We start from the raw sequence: 26042 nt of genomic DNA on the forward strand, positions 1-26042 counted from the left end.
ATGAGTTTCTCGAACAAGGAACAGGGTCACGCTAAAGAGGCGTTACTGCCCAGATCGCGGGACATCGACGCGCTGGTGCGCGCCGAGCATCACGACCCCTTTGCAATTCTCGGCCCCCATGGCGATGGCGCCGGTGGGCAATTCATTCGTGCCTATCTGCCGGACGCCTTGAGCGTGCAAGTGTTGGCCAGGGACTCCGGGGAAGAGCTCGGCCACCTTGAAGCCACCCAGACACCGGGGCTGTTTGTCGGGCATTTCGACCGCGCCCAGGCGTACCTGTTGCGCACCCGTTGGGCCGGTGGCGAACAAGTCAGCGAAGACCCTTACAGCTTTGGCCCGCTGCTCGGCGAGATGGATTTGTACCTGTTTGCCGAAGGCAATCACCGCGACCTGAGCAGTTGCCTCGGCGCGCAGTTGAAGACGGTCGACGGCGTCGACGGCGTGCGTTTCGCCGTGTGGGCGCCCAACGCCAAGCGCGTGTCGGTGGTCGGTGATTTCAACAACTGGGACGGTCGTCGCCATCCCATGCGTCTGCGCCATCCGACCGGGGTCTGGGAGCTGTTCATCCCGCGTCTGCGAGCCGGTGAGGCGTACAAATACGAAATCCTCGGCAGCCACGGCATATTGCCGCTCAAGGCTGACCCGATGGCGTTGGCCACTACCTTGCCGCCAGACACGGCCTCGAAAGTCGCTTCGCCGCTGAACATCGACTGGCAGGATCAGGCGTGGATGGCGTCGCGTGGCGAACGTCAGCGACCTACGGCGCCGCTGTCGATCTACGAACTGCATGCCGGTTCCTGGCAATGTGAGCTGGACGATCTGGGCGAGGTCGCCCGCCAGTACACCTGGCACGAGTTGGGTGAGCGGCTGATTCCGTATGTGAAGGACTTGGGCTTCACTCACATCGAACTGATGCCGATCATGGAGCACCCGTTTGGCGGCTCGTGGGGTTATCAACTGCTGTCGCAATTCGCCCCCAGCGCCCGTTACGGTTCGCCGGATGACTTTGCCGCGTTCGTCAACGCCTGCCACCAGGCGGAAATCGGCGTGATTCTCGATTGGGTGCCGGCGCATTTTCCGACCGACACCCACGGCCTGGCGCAATTCGACGGCACGGCGTTGTATGAATACGGCAACCCGCAGGAAGGTTTTCATCAGGACTGGGACACGCTGATCTACAACCTCGGCCGCACCGAAGTGCACGGTTACATGCTGGCTTCAGGGTTGCACTGGCTCAAGCATTTCCACGTCGATGGGCTGCGTGTCGATGCGGTGGCGTCGATGCTCTATCGCGATTACTCGCGCAAGGCTGGAGAATGGGTGCCGAACCGCCACGGCGGTCGTGAAAACCTCGAAGCCATCGACTTCTTGCGTCACCTCAACGACGTGGTGGCGCTCGAGGCGCCGGGTGCGCTGGTCATCGCCGAAGAGTCCACCGCATGGCCGGGTGTCAGCCAAAGCACGCAACAGGGCGGTCTGGGCTTTGCCTACAAATGGAACATGGGCTGGATGCACGATTCGCTGCATTACATCCAGCAGGACCCGGTGTACCGCGCCCATCATCACAACGAATTGAGTTTTGGCCTGGTGTACGCCTGGTCCGAGCGTTTCATCCTGCCGATTTCCCACGATGAAGTGGTCCACGGCAAGCACTCGCTGATCGACAAGATGCCCGGCGACCGCTGGCAGAAGTTTGCCAATTTGCGCGCCTACTTGAGCTTCATGTGGACGCACCCGGGCAAGAAGCTGTTGTTCATGGGCTGCGAATTTGGCCAATGGCGCGAGTGGAACCACGATCAGCAACTCGACTGGTACCTGCTGCAATACCCCGAGCACAAAGGGGTGCAGAAGCTGGTCGGCGACCTCAATCGGCTGTACCGCGAAGAGCCGGCGCTGCATGAGCAGGACGATGCCCCGCAAGGCTTCCAGTGGCTGATCGGAGACGATGCGATCAACAGCGTCTACGCGTGGTTGCGCTGGAGCAAGGAGGGGCGGCCGGTGCTGGTCGTGGCCAACTTTACGCCGGTGCCGCGTGAGGGCTATCGCGTCGGCGTACCGTTTGCCGGGCGCTGGACCGAATTGATCAACAGCGATGCGGCGATGTATGCCGGTTCCAATTATGGCAACAGTGGCGGGGCGTTTACGGAGGAGGAACCGAGCCATGGGCAGGCACTGTCGCTGGTATTGAATCTGCCGCCGCTGGCGGTATTGATCTTGCGGCCTGAGGGCTGATCTGAGACCGAGTCGCTCCCATCGCGGGCAAGCCACGCTCCCACAGGGGTACGCATTCCAACTGTGGGGGCGTGGCTTGCTCGCGAAGGCGTCAGCCCTGACAAAGCCTCTTTTGATGTCTGGCGCTCACCACCGCATCCGCACCCCCAGACTCCCGATCAACCCATTCAAATCATTGTCATCCACATCACTGCTGTAATCCGCACTGACGTAGAAACTCACCGCCGGCGTGACCTTGGCCACCAATCCCAGCCCCACCTCAACCGTGGATGAATTGCGGCTGCTGCTGATCTTGTCGACCTGATCGAGGGTCACGGTATTGCCGGTGTACACGGTGTGCCACAAGTTGGTCCGCACGTAGGGTTCGACGCCCAGGCCATTGATGTCGTAACTCCCTTTCAATCGCGCACCGACCCGGCCGCTCCAGGACGTCAGGTCGCTGGATGACGCGTTCCCTGAGCCGGCATACGGCGTATCCAGTGTGATGCGTTGATTGATCAACTGAGCCTGGGGTTCGACGACCCAGTTCTCACTCAGGCCAATCGGGAAACCGCCTTCCACCGACAACGTCATCGCACTGCCTTCGGTGGCTTGCCGCGCGCCCTGGTCATTTCGGCTGAAGCCGTTGACCCGGCCACCGCTGGCGGTCAAATCCACGTGCCAGCCTTGAGGGCCGGTCAGGCTCCAGTAAGCACCGAGGCTCTGGCCTTGAAGGTTGAGGGTATCGTTGTTGGGGTCGGCCAGGGCTGGACTGGTCAGCAAGCCGTTGCTATTGCCTTGTAATCGGGTGGTGCCGCCGACCAGTCCGACCTGCTGGGTATGACCGCTACCACTCTGCAAGGTGAGGATCGCCGGCCCTTTGAATTCAGTGCTGCCCGTGATCGAAGAGCCCTGTGACAGAAAATCGGTTTGCGCCTGCCGCGACGGCTTGCCGTAGACCTGGTCCCAGGTCGAAGGCGCTTCGTCTTCGATGGTCAGGTGTGAACTTCGACTATCGGACGCGGCGCCGAAGTGACCGGGGTACAGCGAGGTGAAATGCGTGGTTGGCAAGGTGAGGACGGGAACATCCTGGCGATACCATGGAAGGGTTTCTTCCTCCGCGGGTGCCGCCTGGGCCTCGAGGGTCGAGCACAGCAGGATAGAGCTCGAGACAGTGCAAAAAGTGACTTTTATCTCTTGTTGGGTGAATGAAGTCTTCATGGGGGTCTACCTTGCAATCGCATGCGGTATCTCGCTGTGGCGTCTCTCCTACCCCGAATGAGGGGCGGCCGAATGGAGTGAGGGCAAGCCGCTGGGCGCCCGGATTGGCGGGTGTCTGGGGGGGATGCCCCCTGATGGTACTTCGGGGGTAGTAAGGTGTAGCTAAGAAGACCGTTGACGGTGCGTCAAGAAAATGCCCGATAAATGGTATGGGTATTTTAGGCGCTGCAAGTGACTGATTTTCGACGCAGATCTAAGCGCTTGTTTGTTCGACAAAACGTCAAGAAAGCCGCTAATCAGAGCTTTTACTCAATTGCTAGAGGTGTACCTCCACCGCCAGCGGCAGGTGATCCGACAGGTGCGTCCAGGGTTTATTGCCGAGGATTCGTGGTTCATGGCTACTGGCATTGCGCAGGTAAATCCGGTCCAGGCGCAGCAACGGAAAACGCGCGGGGTAGGTTTTGGCCGGTCGCCCGTTATGGCGTTCGAACGCTTCGTGCAGGTAGTCGCGACGGGCGAGGGCGGCATTGCCGTGCAACTGCCAGTCGTTGAAATCGCCGGCAATAATCACCGGGGCATCGTCGGGCAGGGAGTCCAGCAGTTGGCAGAGGAGCTGCAACTGCAACTGACGATGACTTTCGAGCAGGCTCAGGTGTACGCAAATCGCATGCACTTCAGCGTGCCCAGGCACCTCCAGCACACAATGCAACAACCCGCGTCGTTCGGGACCGGTGATTGACACGTCAAGGTTACGGAACTCGCGGATCGGGTATTTCGACAGCAAGGCATTGCCGTGGTGGCCATCCGGGTAGACGGCATTGCGCCCATAGGCGAAATCGCTCCACATGCTGTCGGCGAGGAATTCGTATTGCGAGGTCTGCGGCCAGTTGTAATAACGCGAAGAGTGCCGATCGTGTTCGCCGACCACTTCTTGCAGGAACACAAGATCTGCCGACGTACTGCGCACCGCCTCGCGCAGCTCCGGGAGGATGAAACGCCGGTTGAAGGCGGTGAAGCCCTTGTGCGTATTGACCGTCAGCACCCTCAGGCGATGAATCGCCGGGGACGGCTTGAGGGTGGCCCGCTGCTCGGAATCGCTGGTCACGATGGCTCCTCTGAAATTTGGCTGCTTATGCATGCGACTGATGCAGTGCCGTGCAGTTCAGCGGGATCCTCGCATTACCGCGATTTTGGGTTTTGCGGTGTGTCAGACGAAGACGATTTCATAGGGCAAGCGCATGCGGTCCAGGATCACCCGGGGCAGCAGCGGTGCGATGCCCAAGGCCGGTTCGCCGTCGAGCTGGCTGGCGTAGGCATGGGTGGCGTGGCTTTTGCGCGCGACCGTCCAGGTGTCGAGGCGGACTTTGCGGGCCCGATGCCAGGGCATCAGCCCCTGGTCACGAGCCGGCCAGTGCCAGGCCCACACCGGTATTTCATGGAATGTCGCACCGACCATGCTCGCCGCAGCGGCGCTGGCACGGCCGACGGCGTCGTGGTCGGGCGTGCCGTCTTCGCGCCAGGTGCTGAACACCACGTCGCCGGGACGCAGGTAGCGGGCGATGAAACGGGTCAGTTGCGTCTCGTATTCCGCCAGGACGAAATCAGTGAAGCCCCCCCGAATCCATTTCAGGCTGTGCATCGGCAAGCCGAGCCGGCGCAAGGCCTCGACGCTTTCCTGACCGCGAAACACGCTTAGGCGCTTTTCCGACCATTGTTGTGAGCCCGGTTGAGTGGCACTGCCATCGGTGACCGAGATCAATTGAAGGGGATGACCGAGGGTCGAGAGCAACTGCAACAGGCCGCCGCAGGTGACCACTTCATCGCCGGGATGCGGCGCGATCACCACGGCGCGAGCGCCGGCGGGGACCAGGGTCTGGGTGTTGATGACGGGGATGTTGTCCAGTTGCAGCGCGCTGTTCCAGATTTGTGCTGGCTGGCTGCTGTCGATGATGGAGACGGATTTCATCGGGCTACGTCCTTGTTCTGTTTGATAGCAATGTGCGACTTCTCCGTACCCTGGATCGTCGCGTGCTGAGTATTGCTCAAGTAATCCTATTCGTCGCGTAACGGTTCCACCTAAGCCGGTTTTTTTTAGTCGATCTTTGCCAGATCGTGTAAATAGTCGCCGAAACCACCCCGAGCGCGACTGTCCAGGCGGGCGCTGGTGAGCACTTGCGGGCGATGACTCCAGGCAATTTTCGCGCCGCAGCGCTCCAGTTGTCGCACCAGTTGCACATCTTCATGGCAGGCCAGCGGTTCGAACCCGCCGGCGCGCCGATAGGCGTCGGCACTGATGCCCAGGTTGGCGCCGTGAATGTGCCGATGGCCGTCGCGGGCGTGGTAATGCTGGTGGTAGCGAATCTGTGCCGATTCGTCGAATGACTCGTGCCACGCATCGACCGTGACCGTGCCGCACACCGCGTCCGCATCCAGGGACAACTGCGCCACCAGCCAATCCTGCGCGACTCGACTGTCGGCGTCTGAGCAGGAAATCCAGCGCACCCCCAATGCCAGCAGAAAGCTTGCCCCGACCGCGCGTGCCTGGCCGACGTTGCGAGCCTCGATGCTCAGACTGTGGACCGGGTAGCGCTGGACAATCTCGCCCGATCGATCGGTGCAACTGTCGAGCACCACCAGCACCGCGACGCTTTCACCGCGCAGCAACTCATGTTGCGACGCACACAGGGCGGCTTGCAGGCAGTCGGCGAGCAAGTCTTCTTCGTTATGCGCGGGGATCAGAATGCCAATCATCGCAGGCCCTCAAGTGTCGCCACGGAGCGCGGTTCGCGGCTCCAGAGCTCCAGCAGGAAATCCGCTTCCTGATGCAAGACCAGACGCGGCAACGGCAAGTGTTCGTGGAGCAAGTCGTGCACTTGTCGTGCGTTCAACGGGCAGCCGTCGATGGGCGGGCGCCAGTGGCAGGCCAGCAGTTGGCCGTCGGCGGTGAGTGACTGTTCGGCTTGTTGGATCAGGCGTTTCAAGTCCTCGGCATCAAGGTAGTAACCGATTTCACTGAGCACGATCAGGTCGAATTTTTCCTCCGGCCAATCGACTGGCAAGCGCGCGTGGCGCACTTCGGCGTGATCGAACGGGCCGAGGCGGGTGCGCGCCAACGCAACGGCTGCGGCGGCGGTGTCGCAGCACAGCAGGCGATCGCAACGGCTGGCCAGTTCAAAACTCAGTTCGCCATTGGCGCAGCCGGGTTCAAAGATCGCGCGGTAATGCGCACGGGGCAGGGCGGCGAGGGTGATGGCGCGTTTGCGCTGCTCGTACCAGCGCTGACGAAACGCCCACGGATCATCGTTACCGGCAAACAAGCCGTCGAAATAACGATCGTCGACACTCATAGGAACACCACCTCGAACGGCTGCAACAGGCGGTCCAGCACGTAGGGCGCCAGTACGGGCGGCAGGCCGATGTGCGGGTCACCTTCCAATTGGCTGGCGAAGGCGTGAATCGCATGGCGTTTGCGCGCGATCAGCGGCGGTGTCAGGAGGATTTTTCGTGCGCGGTGCCACGGTACAAACGCGTCTTCCGGCGTTGCCCAGTGCCAGGTCCACACCGGCAGTTCATGCAGGGTTGCACCGACGCGTCTGGCGGCGGTGGCACTGGCTCGCCCCACGGCTTCATGATCGCAATGGCCGTCTTCGCGCCAGGTCGTGAACACCACGTCGTTGGGGCGCAGATGCTGTTCGATGAACGCGCTCAACTCGATTTCGCGCGCGGCGACCTGGCTATCGCTGAAACCGCCGCGCAGCCATTTCAGCTGGTGCAGCGGCAAACCGAGACGGCGCAGCGCTTCAGCCGATTCTTGCGGACGCACGGCGCTCAGACGTTCCACGGGCCAGCGTGTCGAACCGGGATGACTGGCGCTGCCATCGGTGACCGAAATCAGTTGCAACGCCCGACCCGCCGCTGCAAGCACTTGCAGGAAACCACCGCAGCCCAGCACTTCATCGTCCGGGTGCGGAGCGATGATCACCGCGCGGGCGCCTTCTGGCACCAGGCTGAGGATGTCAATCACCGGTAATTGCGCCAGCTGAAGGGAGGTTTGCCACAGGTGCAGGGGCGTGCCCTGGCCGACGATGGGGTTGGTTTTCATAACGTCCATGTTCCGTTGATGGTGTGTTTGCCCAGTGCGGCAAGGTCCCGCTCGGCATGGCTTTGTCGCAGGAACACCGGCAGGTCGGCAATCAGCCGGGCGAATTGCCGGTCCTTGCAGTAAGGCCCGGCGCCGAGGGCGTGGCCGACGTGCAGGATCACCTGTTCGGCGGCCTGTTCGACCACCGCCCGGGCGCGGCGAGCCAGCAACTCGGCGTTATCCAGCGGCGAAGCGTCGATGCTCATGGCGCTGGCGCGCAACACCTGCGCGGCGGCGAAAAGAGCACGGTCGACCGCGCCGAGGTGGGCGAGGGCGTGGGGTTCTTCACGTTGCGCACAGTGCGTGCGCAGGCGTTCGGCGAGGCTGCGTGCGGCGCCGTACCAGCAGGCGGCAATGCCGATCCCGCCCTGCCAGAAACCGGGCCGTTGCAAGTAATCACCGGGTTGGCCAATGAGGTGCGTGTCAGCATGGTCGAACAGCACGTCGACGCTGCCGGTGGCGGCCATGCCGACGGCTTGCCAGCCTTGATCCGTCACGCTGACGCCGGGTTGATCCAGTGCCACCGCGACCAATTGCTGACAGTCGTTTTCATCCCACGCGGTGAGCAAGGCATGGCTCAACACCGCCGCGCCCGAGCACCAGGCTTTGCGCCCGTTCAGCAAACCTTGGGGGCTGACCCGCACCCGCGCATTCGGCGGTTCAGCGGCCCACATGCCCCACGTGCTACCGGGTGTGGGCTCGCCACCCCGTTGCGCGATGATTGCGAGCGCATCGGTGTGACCTTCGTACAGTTTGCACAACCCCAGATCATGCCCGCCGACCTCGGCCAAACGCTGAAAACGCTCCAGCGTCCGACCACTGCCCGGCAGCGGAAGCTGATCCAGTCCAGCTTCCACCAGCGCCCGCAGGCAACGACCTAACGCCTGAGTGTCAGCGTAATCCGCGGGTTGGCGAGCGAGAAACGCCTGAAGGTCCATTTCACTCTTCTTCCTCATGCTGCAATTCGAACAGCAGCAGCGAACGCCCGGTCACTGAATATTCGTGGCCGATTTCAAAGCGTTCCTGCCCGCGAATCGACGGTTGATTGGTGTCGATCATGCAGGTCCAGAACCCGCCGTCCGGCACTTCCGGCAAGGTGAAGTTGACGATATCGTGGTGCGCATTGACCACCAGCAACAGGGTCGCGTCAGCACCTTTGCGGCGGATGCCGGTTTCCTGAGCGCGGCCATCAAGCAAGATCCCCAGACAACGGCCGTGGGCCTCGCCCCATTGTTCCTGGGACATTTCACTGCCGTCCGGCGCGAGCCAGGTGATGTCCTTGACCCCGATGTCCTCGTTGTAATTGCCCACCAGGAAGCGCCCGCGACGCAGGATCGGGTAGGCCAGGCGCAACTTGATCAGACGTTTGACGAACTTGAGCAGGGCCTTGCCGTCCTCGCTGAAGTCCCAGTTGACCCAGCCGATCTCGCTGTCTTGGCAGTAGGCGTTGTTGTTGCCTTCCTGAGTACGGGCGAATTCGTCGCCGGCCACCAGCATCGGCGTACCCTGGGACAGCAACAGCGTGGCAAAGAAGTTGCGCATTTGCCGTTGGCGCAACTCGTTGATCTCGGGATCGTCGGTCGGGCCTTCGACACCATGGTTCCAGGACAGGTTGTTGTTGCTGCCGTCCTGATTGTTCTCGTCGTTGGCTTCGTTGTGCTTGTCGTTGTACGACACCAGGTCGTTGAGGGTGAAGCCGTCGTGGGCGGTGATGAAATTCAACGAGGCATAAGGCCGGCGGCCGCGCTGGTTGAACATCTCGCCCGAGGCGGTCATGCGGCTGGCGAAATCGGCGAGTTGGCCGTCATCACCTTTCCAGAACGCGCGCACGGTGTCGCGGAACTTGTCGTTCCATTCCACCCAGCCCGGCGGGAAGTTGCCGACCTGATAGCCGCCGGGGCCGCAATCCCACGGTTCGGCAATCATCTTCACCTGGCGCAGCACCGGGTCCTGACGACAGGCCACGAGGAAGCTGTGACGTTCATCGAAACCGTCGTGGTAGCGCCCGAGAATGGTCGCCAGGTCGAAGCGGAAACCGTCGACGTGCATTTCCGTCGCCCAGTAGCGCAAGGAGTCAGTGACCATTTGCAAGACGCACGGATGGCTCAGGTCCAGGGTGTTGCCGGTCCCGGAATCGTTGATGTAGAAGCGTTTGTCGTCGGGCATCAAGCGGTAGTATGAGGCGTTGTCGATGCCGCGCATGGACAGGGTCGGCCCTTGTTCATTGCCCTCGGCGGTGTGGTTGTAGACCACGTCGAGAATCACTTCCAGGTTGGCTTCGTGCAGGTGCGCAACCATCTCCTTGAACTCGGCTATCTTGCCGCTGGCCAGATAGCGCGGGTCCGGGGCAAAGAAGGCGATGCTGTTGTAACCCCAATAATTGGTCATGCCTTTGTGCAGCAAGTGCTGGTCATTGACGAACGCATGGATCGGCAGCAACTCAACCGACGACACCCCGAGTTTGCGGATATGTTCCAGCACGTCATCGACCATCAACCCGGCAAAGGTGCCACGCACGTTCTCGGGGACGGAAGGGTGACGCATGCTGATGCCGCGCACGTGGGTTTCGTAAATGATGGTTTTGTCCCACGGCACGCTGACGCGATGGTCGTGGCCCCAGGTGTGCGCCGGGTCGATGACTTTGCATTTGGGCACGAAGGGCGCGCTGTCGCGTTCATCGAAACTGAGGTCGGCGTCGGGGTGGCCGATGGTGTAGCCGAACAGCGCTTCGGACCATTTCAACTGACCGACCAGTTGCTTGGCGTAAGGGTCGATCAGCAATTTGTTGGGGTTGAAACGATGACCATTGGCCGGGTCGTAAGGGCCGTAGACGCGATAACCGTAAATCAGCCCCGGATGGGCGTCCGGCAAGTAGCCGTGGTAGATCTCGTCGGTGTATTCGGGCAGTTCGATCCGTTCAAGCTCCACTTCGCCGGCGTCGTCGAAGATGCACAATTCGACGCGGGTGGCGTTGGCGGAAAACAAGGCAAAGTTGACCCCCAGACCATCCCAGGTTGCGCCCAGCGGGAAGGGCAAGCCTTCACGGATTCGCGAAGCCTCGGCGTGAGGTTCTGGCGCGGATTTTTTTGGCGTGGTCATACGTGCTCCTGCAAGAAAGAATCGGGTGTTTTTCGAGGGCGAGCGCGCCCTCAGTGGCGAGCGAACTCGCCACGTTTGCGATCAGGACAATTCGGTTGGCGCGTCAGGTTATCGGTGGTTTTTTCGCCACGCGAGGCTTCTTCTCGACGGCTTTTTCACCCGGCGGGATCACTTTCGACGCCGCTGCGGGTTTGGCCTTGGCCTTCGGTTTGGCGACGCTGGCTTTACCGTCCAGTGCGCCATTGCCTTTGGCTGCCGCAGGCTTGGCAGCGGTTTTACTGCCACTGGCCTTCGGTGTTTTTTTCGGTGCCAGGGCTTCCGCTTCGGCCAGCTTGCGCGCCATCTCCCAGTGGCGGGCTTCCTGACCCTCGGGTTTTCCTTCCGATTCCCAGATCTGATAGGCAAATTCGCGAACGCGTTTATCGTCGGTACTCATCGCAATGCTCCTGAACTGAACTCAAGCTTGGGTAAAGAGTTGGATAAAGAGATTGACCGGGACAACCCCCAGCGCGGCGCTGATGTTCAGCTCCCTGTTTTTTGTGACTGCGACGCTGGAAAAAAGTCCCTTCAGATTTTCATCGGAGGAGGCGAACGGCAATTTGACCCGTGTATCGCCCCACAGCGGCGCATCAATCTGTGGTTGGGCACTGTTTTTCAGCAGTTCGGCGCAGCGTATCGGGACGATCACGATGGCGCGTTTTCCCTCCAGCACGCGGGCAAATGCCAGCACCCGATGGGCCTGACTGCCGATCACTTCAAGGGCCTGATAGCGCCCTCGGGAAAACAGTTCGGCATGCTCGGCGCGCAGGTGCAGCACCTCGGCGATCAGCGTCTGCTTGATGCGCCCGTCACGCCAGCTCGACAACAGTTCGGGCCCCTCCGGTGTCGCTTGAAGGGCTCGTTCACGACTGGCGTAATCCACCGGCCGGCGGTTGTCCGGATCGACCAGGCTGAAGTCCCAGAAGTCGTTGCCCTGATAGAGGTCCGGCACCCCCGGCACGGTCATTCGCAGCAAGGTTTGCGCCAAGCCGTTGATGGCGCCGGAAGGCGCAATGGCCTGAACGGCTTTGCCGAGGGCGGCACGTAACAGCTCACCTTCAGGCGCCAGAAACAGTCGCTCGATAAACCCCTGCATCGACTGTTCATACGGTTCGTTCGGCGCGCTCCAGCTGCTTTGCAGTTTGGCTTCGCGCAGGGCTTTTTGTTGCCACTGCCAGAGGCGTTTGGCGTAATCCGCCAGCGCTGGTTGATCGTCAATGTGCAGGGTCAGCGGCCAACTGCCGAGGATCGCCTGATACAGGATCAACTCATCGCCCGTAGACGGCATGTGGTCGTCGTCGCGCAGCGGTCGGGCGAGCGTGCGCCAGAGCGGGACTTGCTCGGCGTACCAGGCGCTGCGTTCGCTCAACACCGCCAGGCGTGCGCGGGTGTCTTCGCCGCGTTTGTGGTCGTGGGTGGCGGTGGCCAGCAGGTTGTCCGGGAATTCGGCCAGGCGATTGGCGCAGGCCCCATGAAAGTCCGACACCGGGGCGCTGAACTGTTCGGTGCTGAACCCCACGTCATTGCGTGACAGCAATACCGCCGAGCGATAGAACGCGGTGTCTTCTACCGCCTTGGCGGCAGCCGGCGATGTCAGTTGCTGAAAGCGTACGCAGGCATGCTTGAGCATCTTGCGCTGGCGACCCACCGGACGTTTGCGCCACGGTTCGCCGCCGAGCCAACCGGCCAGGCAATCGAGCACTGGCCAATCGGCTTCGCTGAGGGTGTGGCGTGCACCGTCCATGGCCTGCTGGAAAAACACATCGTCTTCAGCGGAGCGGCCACGGGGGCTGATGTAGGTGCGGTACACCGGGAAGTGCACGATCAATTCCTGTAACGCCCGGCGGATCGCACCGAGGGTCAGGTCGCGGGTCATCAGGTCGTCCCGGGCCACCTGCAGCAAGGCCTGGGCGACACTTTCGAAATCACCGGCCAGCGAGCCATTGAGGATCTGCTGCCGCGCCAGTTGCGCTTCCTGCTGGAAGTCGGCCGGCCGTTCGCTGTAGCGCTGCCAGAGTTCGCCGAGGGTGTGTGCGCCTTGCGGATCGTGTTGCAGCAGCGACAACTGGTTCATGAACTCGTAACCGGTGGTGCCGTCCACCGACCAGTCGCGGTGCAAGGTTTCGCCTTCGCCGAGGATCTTCTCGACGTAGATTGGCAAGTGCCGCCCCGGTGACAGGCGATCGACCCGGCGGCGCAATTTGCGGCAGTAGCCACGGGGATCGGCGAGGCCGTCGATATGGTCGATGCGCAGACCGTCCACCAGCCCCTCAGCCACCAGTTCGAAGATTTTTGCGTGGGTGGCTTCGAACACGGCGGGGCGTTCGACGCGCAGGCCGCCCAGTTCGTTGACATCGAAAAAACGACGCCAGTTGATGTCATCTGCTGCGGTGCGCCAACTGGCCAGACGATAGCTCTGGCGTTCGAGCACGTTGTGCAGGCGTTGGAAACCGTCGGGTGTGAGCGAGTCGTAAGCGCCGAGGTGCTGTTCGATGGACTTGAGCAGCGAAGGATCGTTGGCCAGTTCGCGCAATTCGGCTTTCAGTGGCACCGCCAGGCTGTGCGCGTCGGTCTGGTAACTCAGGGTGGTGAAGCGTTCCGCCAGTGACTTCAGCGGTTCGACCTCGGTGGGCAGCAACTCGCCGTAGTTCATCGGGCAGATCGGGAAACGGTGGTCGTAGTGCTGCACATAAAAGCTGCCGTCCTGCGCATCGAAGCGCAAGGGCAGGGTGCCGTCCTGCAAGGCGATGCCGTAGTCGCTGCCGAGGAACGGCAGCAACAGCTGACCTTCCATCAACGGGTCCGGCGAGTGCCATTGGATGTCGAAAAACTCGCCGAACGGACTCAGGCGCCCCCATTCCAGCAAGTCGAGCCACCACGGATTATCCGCGCCACCGACGGCCATGTGGTTGGAGACGATGTCGAGGATCAGCCCCATCCGCTGTTCGCGCAGGGCACTGACCAGACGTCGCAGTGCGGGTTCGCCACCCAGTTCGGGGTTGACGGTGGTCGGGTCTACCACGTCGTAGCCATGCATCGATCCGGCGCGCGCGGCCAGCAGCGGCGAAGCGTAGACGTGGCTGATGCCCAGTCGGGCGAAGTACGGCACCAGCGGCACTGCTTGATCGAGGGTGAAGCCTTTATGAAACTGCAGCCGCAAGGTCGCCCGCAGCGGTTGGATATTCGACGCGGTCATTGGTCACGCTCGCCCGCCTGAAGCCGCGCGCAGGCGAGCAATTCGAGGCGTCGGGCCGCGTCCGGGTCATCGAGCAGGGCTTCGCTGTCGCCGGGCAGGCGTCGTGACCAGTTGGGATGGGCGTCGATGGTGCCGGGCAAGTTGGCCTGCTGTTCAATGCCCAAGGCATCTTCAAGCGGCAGCAACACCAACGGCGCGCGGGTATGCCCGAGGAAACGGACACTGGCGTCGAGCACCTGATCGGTTTCGTGGGACTCTTCGCGAAAGTTCTGTGGGTCCTGGCTCAACACGCGGCGCAGGCCTTCGCGTTCGCGTTCGCGGTGTTGGCGCCACTCGATTTCACTGCTGGCGTCGGTCAGGCCGAGCCGTGCGTTCCAGTCGATGTCGCGGCCGTGCCACCAGCCATTGAGCGTCGGCAAGTCATGGGTGCTGGTGGTCGCCAGTGCGTTGTCCGGCCAGTCGAGGATCGGTTTGAAGTGGGCGTTGTCCTGTTCAAACAACAGCACGCGCATGCCGAGGATCGAACGTGCAATGAGCTTTTCCCGCAGGCCATCCGGCACGGTGCCAAGGTCTTCGCCCAGCACAATCGCTTGATGACGGTGGGACTCGAGCGTGAGCAAACGCAGCAAGTCGTCAACCGGGTAGTACAGGTAGGCGCCATCGCGGGGCAGTGCGCCGTTCGGGATCACCCACAAGCGTTGCAGGCCCATGATGTGGTCGATCCGCAAACCGCCGGCGTGGGCGAAATTGGCGCGGAGCATTTCGATAAACGCACGGAATCCATTGCGCACCAGACCTTCTGGCGAAAACGCAGAGATGCCCCAGCCCTGGCCGGTCCGGTTGAGGATGTCTGGCGGCGCACCCACTGTCAGCGAGGCGAGCAATTCGTCCTGGCGGCTCCAGGCCTGACTGCCACCGCCGTCAGCGCCCACCGCGAGGTCGGCGATCAGGCCAATGCTCATCCCGGCACCGCGGGCCGCGGTTTGCGCGCGCTCCAGGCAACGGGTGATCAGCCACTGGCAGAAGGCGAAGAAACCGATGCGTGCGGCGTTCTCTTCAGCGAATTCGGCCAAGGCAGCGCTGCGCGGGTCGCGCCATTGCTCGGGCCATTCGCGCCAGTCGAGGCTCTCGCCTTTGGCGGCGCGGGCCTCTTGCAGGGCTTCGAAGCGGCAATGATTTTCCAGTGCTTCGCCCGAGGCATGGCGGAAGCTGCTGAAGTCTTCGTGCAAGGGATGTTCACCGTGGACGAAGCCTTCGTACAACGCCTGCAGAATGCGGTGTTTGGCTCGTGCGGCTACGGGCCAGTCAATCAGCGGCCGTTCTTCAAGCGCTTGCAGTTCGGCGGCAAGCCCTGTGGCGTCAATCGCCGCGCGCATGGCGCGCTCGCCGAGGATCGCACCGGGCGCGGCATACAGGCTGTTGAGAAACAAACGGCTGGAAGGGGAATAGGGGCTGTACCGCTGGGTGTCGCTGCCGAACATGGCGTGCAACGGACTGATCGCCAACGCCTCGGCGCCGCGTTCACCGGCTACCCGTGCAAGGTCTTCCAGCGCCTGGGTGTCGCCGAAACCGCCATCGCCGGCCCGTCGTAGGGAGTACAGCTGCACGCTCAGGCCCCAGGTGCGCGGAATCGGATTGTCGACTGCGTCGCCGACGCTGTAGCAGCGCTCGGGCGCCACCGCCAGGGTGAAGGATTGTCCGTCGATGCTGACGTGCTGGTAGCCGACCGGAATCAGCCCCGGCAACACTGCTTTTGCATCGAGTTTCAGGTAGATCTTCGAACCGTCTTCGAGGTGAATGTCGCACGGGGTTTCGGGCTCGAAGTAACGCGCCAGATCGAGACCGGCACCGACATCGACCGTCAACAGCGGCGGCAGGCGGTGGGTCTGCTGGACGGCTTGCAGTTCCAGCAGGCTCGCGTCGATTTCCTGGGCACTGCCGGCCGGGTGGCCGAGGCCGGTGAGCACGGCGCGCAGCACCGACGGGCCGACTTTTTGCGGGCGGCCATTGGCGTCGATCCAGTCGACGGCCAGGCCAGCGCGGCTGGCCAGTATTTCAAGTTGCGCATCGCTCATAGGCGCTCTCCATCCGGGGGTAGCAAAGGGGCTGCGGCCGTGAGACTGACTAGCGCGCAATACGGGGCAAGTTTGCCCTCGTGCAACAGGCCGGCCGAGTGGGGCGGGTGTTCGAACAGCAAGATCGTGTCGGCCTGTGGGGTGTGGACCACTGGCGTGTCGCTGAGGTTCAGGTCAATGCGCAGCTCACTGCCATCGCCCAGTCGCCAGCGAGCGCTCACCGCCCCGTGGCCGAGCACGTCGGCGCCCAATGCCTGGGCACCGGGCAGGCGAGGGATGAGGTGCTGATGGCGCAGCTGTAACAGGCGGCGGTACAGGTCGTGAATGGACGGCAGTGCGCTGGCCCCCAGCTTCGGTTGCGACACGTCGAAGGTCCGGGGCGCATTCGGGTCCGGAATCTGTTCACGTTTGTGCGGATCGGCAAAGGCGCTGAATGCCGCAAACTCATTGCGTCGACCTTCGCGCACCAGTTCTGCGAGTTCACCGTGGTGGCTGGTGAAAAACAGAAACGGCGCCTGCGCGGCGAATTCGTCCCCCATGAACATCAGCGGGATCATCGGCGACAACAGCAGCAGTACGGTGGCCGCGTAGAGCGCATCGGGATGAGTCAGTTGATGCAACCGTTCACCTAACGCACGGTTGCCGATCTGGTCATGGTTTTGCAGAAACAGCACGAAGGCGGTCGGCGGCAAGTGACCACTGGGCTCACCTCGCGGCGTGCCGTGGCGATTGAGGTGGCCCTGAAACACAAAGCCCTGGCTCAGGCAGCGGGCCAGTTGTTCGGTCGGCTGCTCGGCATAATCGGCGTAGTAGGCGTCGGTTTCACCGGTCAGCAACACATGCAGGGCGTTGTGGCCGTCATCGTTCCACTGCGCGTCGAAGCCTTTTTCCAGCAGGCTCGCCTCATTGTGCTCGTTTTCCACCATCAGCCACACATGGCGCGAGGGTTCGGTTTGCTGGCGAACGCGCTGCGCCAACTCTTCAAGGAAATCCGGGCTTTCAATGGCGTGCACCGCATCCAGGCGCAAGCCGTCGAAGCGGTACTCCAGCAACCACATCAACGCATTGTCGATGAAGAAATCCCGCACCTCGCGCTGCCGGAAGTCGATGGCCGCACCCCACGGCGTGTGTTTGTCTTCGCGGAAAAAGGCCTTGGCGTAGCGGTGCAGGTAATTGCCATCCGGGCCGAAGTGGTTGTAGACCACGTCGAGAATCACCGCCAGGCCAAGGCCATGGGCGGTGTCGATCAGGTGCTTGAGTTGTTCCGGCGAGCCATAGGACGCCTGCGGCGCGTAGGGCAAGACGCCGTCGTAGCCCCAATTGCGATCACCGGGGAATTGCGCCAGCGGCATCAGCTCGATGGCGGTGATGCCCAGTTCGACGAGGCGCGACAAGTGTTGCTCGACCGCACTGAAACCACCGAGCACACCGACGTGCAGCTCGTAGATGATCGCCTCGTTCCATGGCCGGCCCTGCCAGGTATTGTGTTGCCAGCGATAAGCCAGCGGATCGACCACCACGCTGTGGCTGCCAATATCGCCGGCCTGCGCGCGAGAGGCCGGGTCCGGCACCTCCAGCTCGCCATCGATGTTGTAACGGTAGCGGGTGCCCGCGGGGCAGCGGGTCTTGATCACGAACCAGCCGTCAACCTGAGGCAACAGCGGCAAGGATTGTCCATTTTCCAGTTCGACACTGACGTAAAACGCATCCGGCGCCCACAAGGCAAAACGCGTGTGCTCTGCGTCCAGCATGATTGCGCCGTGGGGCCAGGTCTCAAGGGTCCGTAACGGCATCGTTGAAAACCTCTTACTGTCGGCCTGATTTACCCAAGGCCTTGGCCACAAGTTGTTCGTAGAGTTCGGCGTAGGGTTCCACTGCCTTGCACCAGTTGAACGGCGCAGCCATGGCCCGGCACCGCATGGCATGCAGCAGGTCGGGGAAGGCGAACACCTTGAACGCACGGCTCAGGGCTTCCTGATAACTCTCGACGGTGGATTCATCGAAGAGGAAGCCGGTCACGCCATTTTCAATGGTGTCAGCCAGGCCGCCGGTGTTGCGCGCGACCGGCAACGAGCCGAAGCGCTGGGCGTACATCTGGCTCAGGCCGCAGGGTTCGTAGCGCGAAGGCATCAGCAGGAAATCGCTGCCAGCGAACATGCGTCGGGCATCGGTCTCGTTGAAGCCAATGCGCACGCCGATCTGTCCTGGAAAACGCAGGGCCAGTTCACGCATCGCTTGTTCTTCTTCCGGTTCGCCACGGCCGATGATTGCAATCTGCCCGCCGGATTTAACGATGTACTCGGAGACCGCTTCGGTCAGGTCCAGGCCTTTTTGATAGACCAGGCGCGAAACCACGGCAAACAGCGGACCTTCGGAATCGGCCAGGCCGAACAATTCGCGTACGTGCGCGGCGTTCACCGCTTTGCCGTCCCAATCACCAATGCTGAACGGGCGGAACAGGTGCGAATCCGTGGCCGCGTCCCAGCTTTCATCAATACCGTTGGGAATACCGCTGAGCAGGCCTTGCTGGGTCTTGGCAGCGAGAAAACCGTCCAGACCACAGCCGAAGGCCGGTGTGGTGATTTCCTGGGCGTAGGTGGCGCTGACGGTGGTGATGTGGCTCGAGTAGGCCATGCCGGCCTTGAGGAACGACATCTTGCCGTAGAACTCCATACCCTCCTGTTGCAGGGCGTGCGCGGGAATTCCCAGTTCAGGGCAGGAGCCGAGGCTGGTGACGCCTTGATAGGCCAGGTTATGAATGGTGAACAACGTTGGGGTGCGCTGCCCACGCCAGTGCATGTAGGCCGGCGCCAGGCCCGCAGGCCAGTCATGGGCGTGCACCAGATCCGGGCACCAATGAATTTGTGCGAGATTGGCGGCGATATCGGCGGCGGCGAGGCCCAGGCGGGCGAAGCGAATGTGGTTGTCTGGCCAGTCGCGGCCATTGTTGGCGCCGTAGGGCGAACCTTCACGCTCGTAGAGTTCGGGGCAGATCAACACGTAGATGACCAGACCGTCCGGCATGTCCATGCGCCCGATCTTGCAGGGCGGCAGTGCGGCGTGCCCACCCAGTTCCCCAATGATGTGGATCGGGTTTTCGCTGTGCAGCACTTGCGGGTAACCGGGAATCAGCACCCGCACATCGTGCAACTGCGCCATGGCCCGTGGCAGGGCGGCGGAGACGTCGCCCAGGCCGCCGGTCTTGACCAGGTCGGCAATTTCGGAGGTGACGAACAACACTTTCTTTCTATTTGGATTCTGACTGGCAGCCGGTGCCAGCGTCTTGGTTCCCGGGACGCTGATGGGGTGCGCGCTCGGTGCATTGACGGCGCTCGATTCGCCGACCTGCTGATGAGCACGCTCTCCCTGAATATCTAAAGCCGCACTAATCATATGAATCTCCCGTGGTGTTGATCTAAAGCTTAGGTCTGGCACAAACGGTGTGGCCAATTCCTGTGGCCGGGCGCAAACGCGCACGCATCGTGGCAAATGCTGCCCAATGCGGTGAAGCAGATGGGTTGGAGGGGCCGTTGCAAGGAATGCACCAGTCGCGTTAGCCCTACCTTTAACCTGACCCCTGGCCAGGACTGAAAGTTTCGAGTTTTTTACAACCAGATGACCGACCGGTTTTACCTCGCGAAATTGAGTCTAGGCCAGATCCTAGAGCGGGGCGGGTCATCTGGTGAAATTGTTCGACAATCAGTTTCAAGAGGGTAAAAGAACCGCGCGCGCAGGGGGAAACGCACCGACGAAGGGCAGGTTTATTTTTGGGGGTGGGTCAAAATGGGACTGGTGAGTCACGAAAATGGGCGAATTGGGAGGGAGGGGGTGCACTGTTGCGGTGCGTTTGGTTCGGGTTGATGGGGGTATTTGATGGCCTCATCGCGAGCAGGCTCACGCCTACAGGGGTATGCGGTCCCTTGTAGGCGTGAGCCTGCTCGCGAAGAACGAAAACTCGGTATCAGGTGAACAACCGAATGGGTTTACCCGCCGACCACGCCTGAATGTCTTCGATCATCTGGGAAAAGAACAGCTGGTAGTTCTGCCGGCTCACATACCCCACATGCGGCGTCGCCAGCACATTTTCCAGCGTCCTGAACGGATGATGTTCAGGCAGAGGCTCCACTTCAAACACATCCAGCGCCGCACCGGCCAGGCGATTCTTCTGCAACGCCTTGATCAGCGCTGCCTCATCCACAATCGGTCCACGGGCGGTATTGACCAGCAGTGCCGTGGGTTTCATCCAGTCCAGCGCCTGGGCGTCGACCAGGCCACGGCTGCGGTCGCTGAGCACCAGATGCACCGACAGCACGTCGGCCTGCTCGAACAGTTCCTGCTTGCTGACATAGGTCACGCCGACTTCGGCAGCCGCCTCGCTGGTCAGGTTCTCGCTCCAGGCTATCACCCGCATGCCGAACACTTGCCCGAACTGGGCGACGCGCTTGCCGATGCTGCCGAGCCCGAGGATGGCCAGGGTTTTGCCGTGCAAGTCACCGCCCAGGCCCTGCTGCCAAAAACCCGCGCGCAAGGCGTTGGCTTCGGCCACGAGGTTGCGGGTCGCTGCCATGATCAGCGCCCAGGTCAGTTCCGGTGCAGCATGTTTGTAGCTGTCGGTGCCGCAGACCTGAATCCCCAATGCAGCGGCTGCTTTGAAGTCCAGCGCCGCATTGCGCATACCGCCAGTCACCAGCAGCTTGAGTTTTGGCAACCGACGCAGCAGGTCCTCATCGAACCGGGTGCGTTCGCGCATCACGCAAATCACCTCGAAGGCACCCAGATGCTCGGCCAGGGTTTCGTTGTCGGTGGGGTAGTCATGGACGAAACTCACCTCGCCAACGCTGTCCAGCACCGACCAGTCCACCACGTCGCGTGCGACGTCCTGCCAGTCATCGATCACCGCAATCTGCACCGCCATCAGCCTTACCTCATCAATGAACGGGGTTGGTTTTGTTCAGCCAGTCGAGCAAGGCCTTGTGGAATTGCGCCGGTTCTTCCATTTGCGGCGCGTGGCCCATGCCGGGGAATTCAATCAGGGTCGACTGTGGAATCAGTTTTGCCACTTGTTTGCCCAGCACGTCGTAGTGACCGAGCTTCGCCTTGACCTCAGGCGTGGCGATGTCACTGCCGATGGCCGTGGTGTCGGAAGTCCCGATCAGCAACAGCGTCGGCATCTTCAGGTCTTTGAATTCGTAATACACCGGTTGAGTGAAGATCATGTCGTAGATCAGCGCCGAGTTCCACGCGACCTGCGTATGCCCCGGGCCTTTGTTCAGGCCGGCGAGCATGTCGACCCAACGATCGAATTCCGGCTTCCAGCGGCCACCGTAATAGGTGTTGCGCTCATAGGTGCGGATGCCGTCGGCGTTGAGTTTGAGCTCACGCGAGTACCATTGATCGACGGTGCGGTAGGGCACACCGAGGGCTTTCCAGTCTTCCAGGCCGATGGGATTGACCAACGCCAATTGCTCGACCTGCTCGGGGTATTGCAGCGCATAGCGGGTAGCGAGCATGCCTCCGGTGGAGTGGCCGAGAAGGCTGGCTTTCTGGATGCCAAGGGCTTTGAGCAGTTGCTGGGTGTTGGTTGCCAGTTGCTGGAAACTGTACTGGTAGTGCTCGGGTTTGCTCGAGGTGCAGAAACCGATCTGGTCCGGGGCGATGACCCGATAGCCCGCCTCGCTGAGGGCTTTGATCGAACTGTCCCAGGTCGCACCGCAAAAGTTCTTGCCATGCATCAGCACCACGCTGCGGCCATTGGCCTTGCCATGGGCGGCGACGTCCATGTAACCCATTTGCAAGGATTTGCCTTGGGACTCAAAGGCGAAATGCTTGACGGTGTAGGGGTAGTCGAAGCCCTGCAATTGAGGGCCGTATTCCGGCCCGTCGGCGTGGGCGACGAGGGGCAGTGCGGCGGTCAGCAGCAGGCTGGGCAGCCAGCGGGAGAGGGCGAGGGGCATGGGTGAACTCCAAAGAAAACCTGCCGATGCTGGAACGGCCTGATTAGGGCGACATTAAACACAGGCAATCGCCGCGCTCGATCGTTCAACCCATCCAGCCCAGCGTGGCCAGGGCCAGCACGCCATAACGGGCGGCCTTGGCCAGGGTCACCATCAGCAGAAATCGTCCCAAAGGTTCGCGCATGACGCCGGCCACCAGCGTCAGCGGGTCACCGATAATCGGCACCCAGCTCAGCAGCAAAGACCAATGGCCGTAGCGCTGATAGTGCTGTCGAGCCTGTTCCAGGTGACGAGGGCTGACCGGAAACCAGCGTCGGTCGCGAAACCGTTCGATACTGCGTCCCAACCACCAGTTCACCAACGAACCGAGTACGTTGCCCAACGTGGCGATCGCCAATAGCGACCAAAGCCAATACCGGTCGCTGAGCAACAACCCCACCAGCACCGCTTCGGACTGTAGCGGCAGCAGCGTCGCGGCACCGAACGCTGCGAGAAACAGCCCGAGGTACGCACCGGACATCAATGGGCGGGGTAGTCCGCCACCACCACATCACTGCCGTCCTTTTTCAGGCCGATCACTTGATAGGCATCGCTCATGCCATCCATTTCCATCCCGGGCGAACCCATGGGCATACCGGGTGCGGCAACGCCCAGCAGGTCGTCACGCTTGCTCAGCGCCACCACCTGGTCCGCCGGGACATGGCCTTCGACGAACTTGCCATTGATCAGCGCGGTATGGCACGACGCCAGACGCGGTGGCACACCGTGCTGCTGCTTGAATTCGCTCATGTTGGTTTCGACGTGGTCTTCAACCTTGAAACCGTTAGCTTCGAGGTGGCTGATCCATTTTTTGCAGCAGCCGCAATTGGCGTCGCGGTGCACTTCGATGGGGATCAGGTCGGCGGCCTGAGCCAGGGAGGATATAAAAAGGACGCTCAGGGCGGCCAGACGCAGAGGGGTTCGCATGGGAAGGTCTCGACTCGGTGGCGGTCAAAAAAAGAGGCATTTTGACCAGTTTAGCCACGGATGAGGGGCGAGATTGTTTCCAAGTAATGCAAAGACAATGCAGCCAATGCAAAACCCTGAGGGAGCGAGCTTGCTCGCGATGGCGGTGTGTCAGTCAACAATGATGCTGACTGGAGGGCCGCTATCGCGAGCAAGCTCGCTCCCACAGGTTTGCTCCAGGCTTTTCAGGTACTCAACGAACCTTGAACCGCCCCATGATCGAACTGACGCGCGCATTGGCGTCCACCAGTTGCCGGGTATTCAACTCGCTGGCCTGACCGCTTTTCACCAGTTCATCCACCATGTGCCGGATCTGCACCATGCTGCGGTTGATCTCTTCGGTCACCGCACTTTGCTGCGAGGCCGCGGTGGCGATCTGCGTGCTCAGGCCGTTGATGTGGCTGACGGAACCGGCCATTTCATCCAGGCCCGAGTTGACCCGCGCTGTCGCGTCGGCGGCGGACTGGCAACTGGCCTGGGTGTTTTCCATTGCGGCGACCGACGAACTGACGCCTTGGGTCAGGCGCGTGAGCATTTCATTGATTTCCGAGGTGCTGGCCTGGGTGCGGCCGGCGAGGGCACGGACTTCATCGGCGACCACCGCAAAGCCTCGGCCTTGTTCACCGGCCCGGGCCGCTTCGATGGCTGCGTTCAATGCAAGCAAGTTGGTTTGCCCGGCGATGGCACCAATCACCCCGAGAATCTCGGTGATGCGTTGCGCGTCCTGCTGCATGCTTTCGACTTTGTGGGTGGCACTCGCCACTTCCTCGATCAACGCAACCACGCTGCTCGACGCTTCGCCCACCACCACCCGCGAACGGTCGGCGTTTTCGTTGGCGCGCTTGGTGAAGGCCGCTGTCTCGGCGGCATTTTGTGCGACGCTTTCAGCGGTCGAACTCATCTCGGTAATGGCGGTGACGGTCTGATCGGTTTCCGAGGCATGGCGCACCAGAATCTGACTGGTGTGGGCCGAGGTGCGTTGCAGGTTGTCCAGGCTCGAGGCCATGGCGCCGGTGGCCTGGGTCACTTCGCCGATCATGTTCTGCAAGTAGACGATAAAGGCGTTGACCGAGTGGCCGATGGCGCCCAGTTCGTCTTCGGCGCGGATGGTGATGCGTTTGGTCAGGTCGGCGTCGCCGGCAGACAGCGCATCGATATTGGTCTTGAGGATTTTCAGGCGCTGGACCAGTTGGCGAATCGCGTAGATCTGCAACAGCGCCAGCAGAATGACCATCGGGATTTGCAACAGGCTCAGGGTGCTGAGCACGTCATCACGCTGGGCGGTGATCAGTTTGCTCGGCAGGGCGGTGGCGAGGAACCACGGTGAGCCTTCGATGGGGCGCATGAAGAAGGTGCTGTCTTCGCCGTTGTTGTCGAATTCGACGCGCTGCGATTGGTCACGGTTTTGCAGGCCGGCTTTCACTTGGCTGGCGAACGGTGAGTTGCCCGCCAGTTCACTGATGTTTTTCAGAACGATGGGGCCGCTGATGCGCGAACTGTTGCTGATGATCTTGCCGTCGGCTTCGACGATCAGCATCTCGGCGCCAAGGTCTTTTTCCTTTTGCGCGATCAAGTCATTGAAGAAGCCCAGCGTCACGTCGATGGTCGACACGCCGTACGCCACGCCATTTTTCTGAATGGCCATGGCGCAGTTGGTGCGCGGCTCGGCACTGGCGTCATCTTTATAGGCCGCCGCCCAGGCACATTGGCCACGTGGCGTTTGCATGCCGCCCTTGTACCAGGCCTGGTCGTAGTAGTTCGGTGCGGCGTCACTGTTCCAGAACGTATTGACCGCCAGTTTGCCCGAGGCGTCACGGTGCCAGAAGGTGCTGAATTTATTGCGCCCGGCTTCACGTTGGCCCGGCAACGGCCAGATCCCGCCGCCAAAGACTTTCAATTCACCGTACTGATCCACCAGGCCTGGCAATACCGTGTCAATGCCAGCGCTGTCGAGTAAGGGAATGGTTTGGGTGATGCTGCGCTGTTGTGCCTGAACCTTGTTCAGTTCGCCCTGGATTTGTCGGGCGACGTCGGCGATGCGGTTGAGGGCCACCTGTTCTTCGGTATGGCGCAGTTTAGGCGCGACCAACTGGCTGATTCCGACCACCGTCAGCGCGAACAGCAACAGGATAAACAGGACCAGAAACAGCGTGTAGCGAGCCTGGATCGAACGGAATGTGGGCATGGGACCGGTCCTTGTGTGCAGCATTTTTATTATTAGGTTTGGAGGGGGCATCGCTGCTTCATCGGGCTATCGGCTTGGGCAGGGATAGCTTTAGGCACGATCGTCCAGGAACGGGCATCAGCGGAAAGCGCGGTAGGTATCGAAACGGATACAAACAAACTAACCGAGACGTACAAATCGCTGGGTTAGTTGTCTAGACCCCTCCAGGAAAGTTCGTCTAGGGCAATAAAGCCGGGCACTTGCCAGTTTGTATCTGAAATGTACGGAAATTGTAAAAATGAGCAAATAGGGGTTGGAGTGGCCAGTTGCCAGACCCGATACTCGCCCGCTCCAAACCCACTCAAGAAGGATCTGAATATGGTCACGCAGTCGGAAGCTCAGTCATGACAATCGGCAATACTGGGGGATGGACGGCCAAGGCGGGTCTACTGGTGCAGAACACTGGCGGCGGCAAGCCCGTGACGCACAGCGCCAGGGTCAAGCAAATGCTCGCGCTGGTGGGCACCAATCCAAATGCGCTGAACGCGGCGAGGATGGATGAGCAGAAAATATTCAGGAACGTAAAAGGCTTCGACCCGGAAAATGTATCGTCCAAACAATTGGGCAATCTCAGTGCATTTTTACGGGGCAGAGGCCTGATCTCCGATATTACGTCGATGACCTTGATGAACGCCGGGGACAAATTTGACCGGTTCGGGGTACAGAATGATCCGGATGCGAAGTTCAATGCGCTGGAATACTTCGCCACGCAACTGGACACCATCCAGAACAACAGCATCAAGGGCGATAAATACGCGGTTGGCCTGATCCCGGAATACAAGACCGCCATCTACGTCCTGCAAAACCTGGCCACTTATGGCAAGGGCAATGGCACGACCGCTCCTACGGACAAGGGTGTCAGCTCCAAGGCGTGAAA

Annotated in this window: 20 protein-coding genes; 2 read left to right on the forward strand and 18 right to left on the reverse strand. The window is 61.3% G+C overall.

Going from position 1 to position 26042, the window contains the following annotated elements:
- Entirely contained in the window at positions 1 to 2232 is a 2232-nt protein-coding gene (gene glgB / locus H8F22_RS09040; RefSeq protein ID WP_027923462.1) for a 1,4-alpha-glucan branching protein GlgB, read from the forward strand.
- Between the two features lie 126 nt (positions 2233 to 2358).
- Here glgB and H8F22_RS09045 read toward each other — a convergent pair whose 3' ends face one another.
- From H8F22_RS09045 to H8F22_RS09130, 18 genes are all read right to left on the reverse strand, one after another.
- Positions 2359 to 3432: an autotransporter domain-containing protein gene (locus tag H8F22_RS09045; protein WP_027923463.1), complete on the reverse strand. Its 1074-nt coding sequence runs from the start codon at positions 3430 to 3432 to the stop codon at positions 2359 to 2361.
- A gap of 316 nt (positions 3433 to 3748) precedes the next feature.
- Positions 3749 to 4537 (reverse strand): endonuclease/exonuclease/phosphatase family protein, encoded by a 789-nt coding sequence (locus H8F22_RS09050; protein ID WP_027923464.1) that lies wholly within the window; start codon positions 4535 to 4537, stop codon positions 3749 to 3751.
- A gap of 102 nt (positions 4538 to 4639) precedes the next feature.
- The gene (locus H8F22_RS09055; RefSeq protein ID WP_059180926.1) at positions 4640 to 5398 is read right to left on the reverse strand and encodes a PIG-L deacetylase family protein; all 759 of its coding nucleotides are present in this window, start codon (positions 5396 to 5398) and stop codon (positions 4640 to 4642) included.
- Positions 5399 to 5523: 125 nt separating this feature from the next.
- On the reverse strand, positions 5524 to 6183 hold the full coding sequence (locus H8F22_RS09060) for a glycosyltransferase (protein WP_027923466.1): 660 nt from the start codon (positions 6181 to 6183) through the stop codon (positions 5524 to 5526).
- Positions 6180 to 6779 carry an SAM-dependent methyltransferase gene (locus H8F22_RS09065; protein WP_027923467.1) on the reverse strand — a complete coding sequence of 200 codons (600 nt, stop codon included), beginning with the start codon at positions 6777 to 6779 and terminating at the stop codon, positions 6180 to 6182. The genes H8F22_RS09060 and H8F22_RS09065 overlap by 4 nt, the downstream gene beginning before the upstream one ends.
- Positions 6776 to 7534 carry a PIG-L deacetylase family protein gene (locus H8F22_RS09070; protein ID WP_027923468.1) on the reverse strand — a complete coding sequence of 253 codons (759 nt, stop codon included), beginning with the start codon at positions 7532 to 7534 and terminating at the stop codon, positions 6776 to 6778. Before H8F22_RS09070 ends, H8F22_RS09065 begins: the two co-directional genes overlap by 4 nt.
- A complete protein-coding gene (locus H8F22_RS09075; protein WP_059180924.1) occupies positions 7531 to 8511 on the reverse strand; it encodes an acyl-CoA dehydrogenase family protein in 981 nt (326 codons plus the stop codon). The genes H8F22_RS09070 and H8F22_RS09075 overlap by 4 nt, the downstream gene beginning before the upstream one ends.
- A gap of 1 nt (position 8512) precedes the next feature.
- On the reverse strand, positions 8513 to 10672 hold the full coding sequence (glgX, locus tag H8F22_RS09080) for a glycogen debranching protein GlgX (protein ID WP_027923470.1): 2160 nt from the start codon (positions 10670 to 10672) through the stop codon (positions 8513 to 8515).
- Between the two features lie 103 nt (positions 10673 to 10775).
- Positions 10776 to 11108 (reverse strand): DUF2934 domain-containing protein, encoded by a 333-nt coding sequence (locus tag H8F22_RS09085; protein ID WP_194939987.1) that lies wholly within the window; start codon positions 11106 to 11108, stop codon positions 10776 to 10778.
- Between the two features lie 21 nt (positions 11109 to 11129).
- The gene (locus tag H8F22_RS09090) at positions 11130 to 13907 is read right to left on the reverse strand and encodes a malto-oligosyltrehalose synthase (protein ID WP_194939988.1); all 2778 of its coding nucleotides are present in this window, start codon (positions 13905 to 13907) and stop codon (positions 11130 to 11132) included.
- A complete protein-coding gene (malQ, locus tag H8F22_RS09095) occupies positions 13904 to 15982 on the reverse strand; it encodes a 4-alpha-glucanotransferase (RefSeq protein WP_027923473.1) in 2079 nt (692 codons plus the stop codon). The genes H8F22_RS09090 and malQ overlap by 4 nt, the downstream gene beginning before the upstream one ends.
- Positions 15979 to 17775: a malto-oligosyltrehalose trehalohydrolase gene (treZ, locus tag H8F22_RS09100; RefSeq protein ID WP_194939989.1), complete on the reverse strand. Its 1797-nt coding sequence runs from the start codon at positions 17773 to 17775 to the stop codon at positions 15979 to 15981. The genes malQ and treZ overlap by 4 nt, the downstream gene beginning before the upstream one ends.
- Before the next feature lie 13 nt (positions 17776 to 17788).
- Entirely contained in the window at positions 17789 to 19375 is a 1587-nt protein-coding gene (gene glgA / locus H8F22_RS09105) for a glycogen synthase GlgA (RefSeq protein ID WP_027923475.1), read from the reverse strand.
- 568 nt (positions 19376 to 19943) lie between these two features.
- Positions 19944 to 20897 carry a D-2-hydroxyacid dehydrogenase family protein gene (locus tag H8F22_RS09110; protein ID WP_194939990.1) on the reverse strand — a complete coding sequence of 318 codons (954 nt, stop codon included), beginning with the start codon at positions 20895 to 20897 and terminating at the stop codon, positions 19944 to 19946.
- Positions 20898 to 20910: 13 nt separating this feature from the next.
- Positions 20911 to 21936 (reverse strand): alpha/beta fold hydrolase, encoded by a 1026-nt coding sequence (locus H8F22_RS09115; protein WP_027923477.1) that lies wholly within the window; start codon positions 21934 to 21936, stop codon positions 20911 to 20913.
- An 85-nt stretch (positions 21937 to 22021) separates the two neighbouring features.
- On the reverse strand, positions 22022 to 22456 hold the full coding sequence (locus tag H8F22_RS09120; RefSeq protein ID WP_194939991.1) for a YqaA family protein: 435 nt from the start codon (positions 22454 to 22456) through the stop codon (positions 22022 to 22024).
- Positions 22456 to 22902 carry a DUF411 domain-containing protein gene (locus H8F22_RS09125; RefSeq protein ID WP_027923479.1) on the reverse strand — a complete coding sequence of 149 codons (447 nt, stop codon included), beginning with the start codon at positions 22900 to 22902 and terminating at the stop codon, positions 22456 to 22458. The genes H8F22_RS09120 and H8F22_RS09125 overlap by 1 nt, the downstream gene beginning before the upstream one ends.
- Positions 22903 to 23134: 232 nt before the next feature.
- The gene (locus H8F22_RS09130; RefSeq protein ID WP_027923480.1) at positions 23135 to 25126 is read right to left on the reverse strand and encodes a methyl-accepting chemotaxis protein; all 1992 of its coding nucleotides are present in this window, start codon (positions 25124 to 25126) and stop codon (positions 23135 to 23137) included.
- Positions 25127 to 25509: 383 nt separating this feature from the next.
- Between H8F22_RS09130 and H8F22_RS09135 the strand changes: the two genes are divergently transcribed.
- The gene (locus H8F22_RS09135) at positions 25510 to 26040 is read left to right on the forward strand and encodes a hypothetical protein (RefSeq protein WP_027923481.1); all 531 of its coding nucleotides are present in this window, start codon (positions 25510 to 25512) and stop codon (positions 26038 to 26040) included.
- Positions 26041 to 26042 lie beyond the last annotated feature (2 nt).

The organism is Pseudomonas mucoides (assembly GCF_015461845.1).
Taxonomy (GTDB): domain Bacteria; phylum Pseudomonadota; class Gammaproteobacteria; order Pseudomonadales; family Pseudomonadaceae; genus Aquipseudomonas; species Aquipseudomonas mucoides.